The sequence below is a fragment of the Nostoc sp. LEGE 06077 genome, assembly GCF_015207705.1.
Taxonomy (GTDB): domain Bacteria; phylum Cyanobacteriota; class Cyanobacteriia; order Cyanobacteriales; family Nostocaceae; genus Nostoc_B.
Map to the genome: position 1 here is coordinate 34640 of NZ_JADEWI010000057.1, position 6000 is coordinate 40639.

At 37.6% G+C, this 6000-nt stretch carries 7 protein-coding genes and 1 pseudogene; 3 read left to right on the forward strand and 5 right to left on the reverse strand.

Annotated elements, in window-relative coordinates:
- Positions 1–823: 823 nt before the first annotated feature.
- Both IQ244_RS25815 and IQ244_RS25820 read left to right on the forward strand, forming a co-directional pair.
- Positions 824–1246, forward strand: a complete 423-nt coding sequence (locus tag IQ244_RS25815) for a hypothetical protein (RefSeq protein ID WP_193899284.1) — start codon at positions 824–826, stop codon at positions 1244–1246.
- A 103-nt stretch (positions 1247–1349) separates the two neighbouring features.
- Positions 1350–1955, forward strand: a complete 606-nt coding sequence (locus tag IQ244_RS25820; RefSeq protein WP_193899286.1) for a hypothetical protein — start codon at positions 1350–1352, stop codon at positions 1953–1955.
- 194 nt (positions 1956–2149) lie between these two features.
- On the opposite strand, the gene IQ244_RS25825 is transcribed toward IQ244_RS25820, so the two are convergent.
- Complete coding sequence (locus IQ244_RS25825; RefSeq protein WP_193899288.1) at positions 2150–2335, reverse strand: hypothetical protein; 186 nt, start codon at positions 2333–2335, stop codon at positions 2150–2152.
- A 261-nt stretch (positions 2336–2596) separates the two neighbouring features.
- Here IQ244_RS25825 and IQ244_RS25830 point away from each other — a divergent pair, with 261 nt between their 5' ends.
- On the forward strand, positions 2597–3070 hold the full coding sequence (locus tag IQ244_RS25830; protein WP_193899289.1) for a hydrogenase maturation protease: 474 nt from the start codon (positions 2597–2599) through the stop codon (positions 3068–3070).
- Between the two features lie 12 nt (positions 3071–3082).
- On the opposite strand, the gene IQ244_RS25835 is transcribed toward IQ244_RS25830, so the two are convergent.
- The 4 genes and pseudogenes from IQ244_RS25835 to IQ244_RS25850 form a co-directional block, all read right to left on the reverse strand.
- Positions 3083–3463, reverse strand: a complete 381-nt coding sequence (locus tag IQ244_RS25835) for a hypothetical protein (protein WP_015114174.1) — start codon at positions 3461–3463, stop codon at positions 3083–3085.
- 18 nt (positions 3464–3481) lie between these two features.
- A complete protein-coding gene (locus tag IQ244_RS25840; protein WP_193899291.1) occupies positions 3482–4768 on the reverse strand; it encodes a nitroreductase family protein in 1287 nt (428 codons plus the stop codon).
- Positions 4755–5219 (reverse strand): ankyrin repeat domain-containing protein, encoded by a 465-nt coding sequence (locus IQ244_RS25845; RefSeq protein ID WP_193899293.1) that lies wholly within the window; start codon positions 5217–5219, stop codon positions 4755–4757. The genes IQ244_RS25840 and IQ244_RS25845 overlap by 14 nt, the downstream gene beginning before the upstream one ends.
- 264 nt (positions 5220–5483) lie before the next feature.
- Positions 5484–5870 (reverse strand): annotated as a pseudogene (locus tag IQ244_RS25850) (CP12 domain-containing protein); the annotation flags it as partial.
- Positions 5871–6000 lie beyond the last annotated feature (130 nt).

Sequence of the window (6000 nt, forward strand, 5' to 3'; positions counted from 1 at the left end):
ATATATTTGAATTAATAGACTTGAATGAATTAATTAATAATATTTTTTTATGATTAAAAGAATTTAACCTTGTAAAATTCAACCTAGATCTCGAAAGCAACATCAAATACAAAAACAAGGCAATTTAGAAGAATTGTATGACAGTATGGGCAGAATTTCCTAGCTTCTCGCAATTATTATTTATAGTGGTCAGAGTGTTAAGCAAAGCGCCTCATATCTCTTTTTATTGGTTTATGCGCGTTTAGGAACAACCAATTGATTCAACTTACAAGAATTAGCCAAAAAAAAGGGGGAGGAATTATTCCCCCCCCTTTTTTCTTGTTGTCTCTGTTGTCTGGGTGATTATTTTCCTTTAATCGTTGCCTCAGCATTTGTCTTTGTTTTTTGAGTTGCCGTTTTCTGGCTGAACCACCTTTGCCTTTATCATTTCTCCCTTCTCGGCGGGGAGATTCCCATCTTTTTAAGCGCATAAAAAAATTTTACTTGCGTATGTTGGTTAGTTTCCTAATTATAATTCATATAACTATCTAGTGTCTACCCACTTCTCACGGCTCATACATCCTATATTTACCTATTTGCTTAACCAATCTAACCTTATAAAACACTGCTAGAACCTATCAGACTCTATTCAGCAGCAATAGTTTGAGCATCGATTACCTTTACACAAAAATTCAGTTAGTAAGATGTTGTAGGCATTCTAGGAAACTTCTTAGTCTATATATATTATTCAACAGCCGTAGCGTACCACACTAAAACTATGCGGAACAGTACGTTAGGCTTGCCTTAATACACTTCAAAAACATGAAATTTATAAGGTAAGCTTGTGTCTGATTTAGAACTACACAAATATCTTCCCAAACTCCCCGAACCAGCCCTACAAGAATTTACAGAATGGTGTGTTTTAGAGCAGGCAAAAGCCGCAGGTATAGAATTTACTCCTGATTCAACTAAGTTAGCAAATTTAATCCCAAATGAGTATATTTGGCAACTTATTGATCAGTTTATGAAAGTGAAACCAGACCCAATTAAAGCTGGGTTAGTAGCTACAATAGCTGGTCAAGAAGCTGATAGCCACGGTTTAGTAGGTTCGCCAATTATGGCAGATTTTTTGGCCATTTATATTAAGTATTCAATTCCCGAAAATGGCACACCTCCAGAAGAAGCGAAAAAGTTAATCACAGAAGCGGCAATTCAGCAGTATGAAAAGCTATCTGAGCTTGCTGATAAATATAATATAACGTTCTAGATTGTGGCTATTTGTTAATTATTCCAAGGCTTTGTCTATATTATGAGGCAAAGCCTTTAAGTTGTAACATAAGAATACAACAAAGCGGATTAAGAATGAAGCTATGCCATACAGTGACTTTACACTCAAAAAGGTTAAAAAAGATTTTGGGCTGACGGTAATCGAACCTGTTGATTTCCTCCAAGATATTCAACCTGTCACTCCTAGCGAATTTTTAATAGAAACTATCAATAAACGCTTAAATTTAGCTCTGGCAGTTAATACGGAAAAAGCGAGAAGTGAGTGGTTGGTCTCTCCTATACTTTCAGAATTAAAAGATATTTTATCTAACGAAATTAGTTTATTCTCTGGCACAGATTTTACAGTAGATCCTACTTTAGGATTAAGCGGTGTTTGTGATTTTTTGATCAGCCGTTCTCCAGAACAATTAGAGATTGAAGCCCCTGCCCTTGTAGTAGTTGAGGCGAAAAAGGCAGACTTAAATCCGGGCATTGGCCAATGTATCGCTGAAATGGTTGCGGCCCAGAAGTTTAACGAAATGAACAATAGTCCGATACCTATAATTTACGGTGCAATTACATCAGGCGATCGCTGGAAGTTTCTCAAACTAGAATCCCAAACCGTCACAATTGGGCTAACAGAGTACAACATTCCTCCAGTCGATAAGGTGTTGGGGATACTGTTAAGCTTTGTTTCCAGTGTCAATTGAGTAGTTTGTGTCCAATTTAGACACCTAAATAGTAGATTTATTGCAGAAGTTTTTTTAGCTTGAATGTAATCATAAGCTAAATTTTTATCGAACCGCATAGACGCGTCAGCGGCTACTCTTACGAGAACGCCTGACGGCGAACCGGCAGGATAGAACGCAAAGATCCCAAATAAAAGTAAGAAAATAGTTATATTTTATTCATTCACATTATTATACCAGTTGTCAAGGCGTTCAAGAAGTGTGAACATAGTTTCTGCAAGATAATCAGACTGGTCAACTATAACTTTATATTCATCGAACCGATACTTGTTAAATTCATCGAATATACAGTAGTGAAATGTTAACCAGTTCCGCTTGGGATAAATAGTAATTTTAGGCATTTTACTTATTTTGCGCCAATCATGAAAAATTAGAATATGAAGAGATTGGTGTGATGGCAAAGGAAAAAATAGGTTTGAAAATCTAGATTCAATGATTTGGTCTACCAACCAAGCCATAACCTCAAAAGAAAGATATAGATTAGGAATTGACGGATTTTGATAATAATTTTTAATGTTATACCAATCTTCTTGTGACATAAGCTGCTTTTTTATTCAAGCTGCACTATTAAAACTTAAGTATAGTGTCACCATTAGTAATTTATGCTAACTATTATTGGATGCGGAAATCTCAATCGCTGCGATGACGCTGTTGGGGTAATTATTGCCCAACGCTTACAACAATATCTAGCCGAAAACCCTCACCCTAGTGTGCGCGTGTATGACTGTGGAACCGCAGGGATGGAGGTAATGTTTCAAGCTAGAGGTAGTAAGAAATTAGTAATTATTGATGCTAGTTCAACTAATTCCGAACCGGGTGCAATATTTAAGGTTCCGGGCAAAGAATTGGAAGCTTTACCGGAACCCAGTTATAACTTGCATGATTTTCGTTGGGATAATGCACTAGCCGCCGGGCGGAAAATATTTCAGGATGAGTTTCCTAAAGATGTGACTGTGTATTTAATTGAGGCGGCAAATCTTGGCTTTGGACTGGAGTTAAGTCCTGTTGTGAGACATTCTGCTGACCTGGTTTTTGAGAAGGTAGTTGCAATTATCAGACAGAATAATTTGTCGTAATTACAGAATCTTTTATCCAGCCATATCACGATAAACAGCGATTTCATCTACCCGCATTTCAAAAGGTATACCTTGGCTTTCGGGGGGACAAACGCGAATTTTGGCGCTGCTAACAATTGACTGGAGCAATGTCCCCATTGGTACGATTTGCTGTAATATTCGCCAGTTGGTAACTTGGTCGGTACATTCAATAACTAATGTCATTGCGCTGGCATCGGTTGTCACATACCAGCGACAATGAGAAAGAAGATTTTGAATTGTGCGATCGCACGCTTCATAAAAGTATCTACTAATAGAATGCTCTAGTTGTTGGCGTAAAATGATATCTGCCGATGTTGGCTGCATTGGGTGGAAATCGGAATCATCATTGAAACAATACATACACCTAACCATCTCTACTTACAAAACTACTTAAATGCCAATAGCCATTGCGTAGAGGATATCCTTGGTTGTTTCTAAGAAACTCTGGGTTTCATCGTCGTAAAAAGCGCCAATTCCGCTACATTGTATCCCCAAGTAATTACTACTCAGGTAAACTCTGTGTCCTAACAACCCTGCAAGCTGCATAGCGGTTTGATAATTTGTATAGTCGGACACAAAAAATAAAGTTACTGCACAATCACGAGCGATGGCTTGATTAATGCTTAAATAACCAGTATGTTCGCTAAAATCACCACTTTTAATCAGATGATTGTCTTGATATAACCCAGGGGATATCCCCTTGACTCGATGCACGACTGAATAAACTTTTATTGCTTCGCAACTTTCTGTGGGAATCGGTTGCTTTAGTTGTTGCAATATACTGAAATAATCTTCTTGAGAAATCAACTGTTTCCGGAAACGTCTATTTGAACGTCTCTGCCAAACAGTTTGATAAAATTTATCCTTGTCAAACTCAAATTTAGGATGCTCTAGCTGTTGTTTAGAACTCTTTTCTAAGGCAGTTACTTGATAGCCATCTTCGATAAATTGATTAGCTTCAAAATAATCTGTGCCGCTAACAAAAGGAACTTTCAGCCTTAAACGCCTGACATTCTTTTCTTCTACTTCCCCACATACAACACAAGCCGTGACAAACTCTTTATTCTCAAAACCTAAATCTGTATTGAGAGCTAACTTATCGAAATCGAAAATTAGCTGGATGTCTTTGTCATGGAGATAAGCTGATGCGGCAATTGTACCCAATTGATGTCCGCTATCTAAAAAGCAATACCTCAGACTTCTGTTTTTATATTTCCAACTAGACCTATAATAAACGCAACTAATTAAAAAAATGACTCCCTTGATACATTTGCTCGGTATAATATAACTTTCTAAGCCATCATCTATTAATTCATAGATGAGTGTTAGACAATTATTCTCAACTTCTAGATGGTAGATGCCATCAACTATTTCAGGCATTCCACGAATTTGTACATAAATCTCTGTAGGATATAGACCCCCGGCAGAAGGATTTACACGTAGTTTGTAGGCTACATCTTTATAAGCTTTTTCTAGGGTGATTGCACCTGTTAAGTAAATAAAAGAATGAATTGGATGATTGAGATTTAATTGCACCCGGCGATAAAATTTGGGATATTGCTTAAAAGCAGATGGTTGAGTTGTAGGGTATACATAATTGGGAGCAAGCTGCACTGATAGGTAGGAATGTTTAGTTTCTTGATGAAAGTTTTTACTAGATAAATCATTTTCCAGCATCTTTCAGCATCCTTAAAACTTCGACCGTGCTGGCAAAATCTATAGCTTTGTAATCGTCTAGATTTTTTAACTGCAAATTTGGGTGATGTGGTAAAAGTAACTTGACAACTTCTGCCTTACCTGATGAGGCTGCATACATTAGAACTGTTGCCCCATTATCATTTTGGTTATCGATATTAATTTTCACTTCTAGCAACAAATTAATTAATTCATAATGATTACCAAAGCAAGCAAACCATAAAGCATTATTACCATCATTATTTCTAGAATTAATCTCCGTGCCTACACCAATCAATTCTTGAACAACGGAATAATTACCTATCCTCGTGGCTTTCATCAAAGCTGTATCGCCATTCTCACCCCTGTGATTCAATTCTTCTGGGTTATAGTTGTTGGCTATCAACCATTCACAAGTTGTTTTACTCAAACCTTGCTGACTTTGTTGCTTCATAAATCGCCTCAAGTTAATATGGCTTCGATGAACATCTCCCTCCCAACCTCCCTCTCTTAAAAGGCGAGGGAGGAGTAATACAAATACAAATTAAGGTTTTGGCTCCCCTCTCCGCGTCGGAGAGGGGCTGGGGGAGAGGTAAATAGACTTGTCGAATTACGTTAAGTTACTAATAAAAGGTAATGGTGGACAATGCCCACCATTATCAAAAAACTCTTTAGAAATGCTATCTATCGAGTTGGATAAACTCCTCTGAATTCACACTTAGACAGCATTGACTGTCTGATTAGACTGTTCACTAGTTGCCATATATTTAGTTTCTTCAGAGAATAGTTCTCTAGAAGATTTATCTTGCTTGGTTGCGCCGTAAAAACCTGCTTCAGCTTCTAGTTCATCTACGAAATCCCAAGCTTCAATTGTGCGTTTAGAATCTGAGCCATAGTTCGCAGAAATTGCCCGTGCATTAGAGACAGCTTTATATATCTCTTTTTGCAAGAATAGTAATTTGGGTTTCTCTACAAAGTCACCCTTAGTAATAATATCGCTGATAGAAATCATCCCAAATAATTCGCCTCGGATGACTGGCGCACTCCGCATACCTGTATTAGTCAATAACCTTGCCACATATTCTATATCAAGGTCAGGATCTACAGTAGACCTCTTGCAAAAGTCCCATGAGCGTGGGAAAAGTAGCTGAGAGCTTTCTTGACATCTATGAGCTACGAAAAGGTAAAGAACCTCAAACCAGAAGAATTCAAACGGCTGTGTGGTGTGCATCCGG

Coding starts and splice junctions, on each gene's coding strand:
- IQ244_RS25820 (WP_193899286.1), top strand. CDS start 1,350: ATGCCATACAGTGACTTTACACTCAAAAAGGTTAAAAAAGATTTTGGG.
- IQ244_RS25825 (WP_193899288.1), bottom strand. CDS start 2,335: ATGCCTAAAATTACTATTTATCCCAAGCGGAACTGGTTAACATTTCAC.
- IQ244_RS25830 (WP_193899289.1), top strand. CDS start 2,597: ATGCTAACTATTATTGGATGCGGAAATCTCAATCGCTGCGATGACGCT.
- IQ244_RS25835 (WP_015114174.1), bottom strand. CDS start 3,463: ATGGTTAGGTGTATGTATTGTTTCAATGATGATTCCGATTTCCACCCA.
- IQ244_RS25840 (WP_193899291.1), bottom strand. CDS start 4,768: ATGCTGGAAAATGATTTATCTAGTAAAAACTTTCATCAAGAAACTAAA.
- IQ244_RS25845 (WP_193899293.1), bottom strand. CDS start 5,219: ATGAAGCAACAAAGTCAGCAAGGTTTGAGTAAAACAACTTGTGAATGG.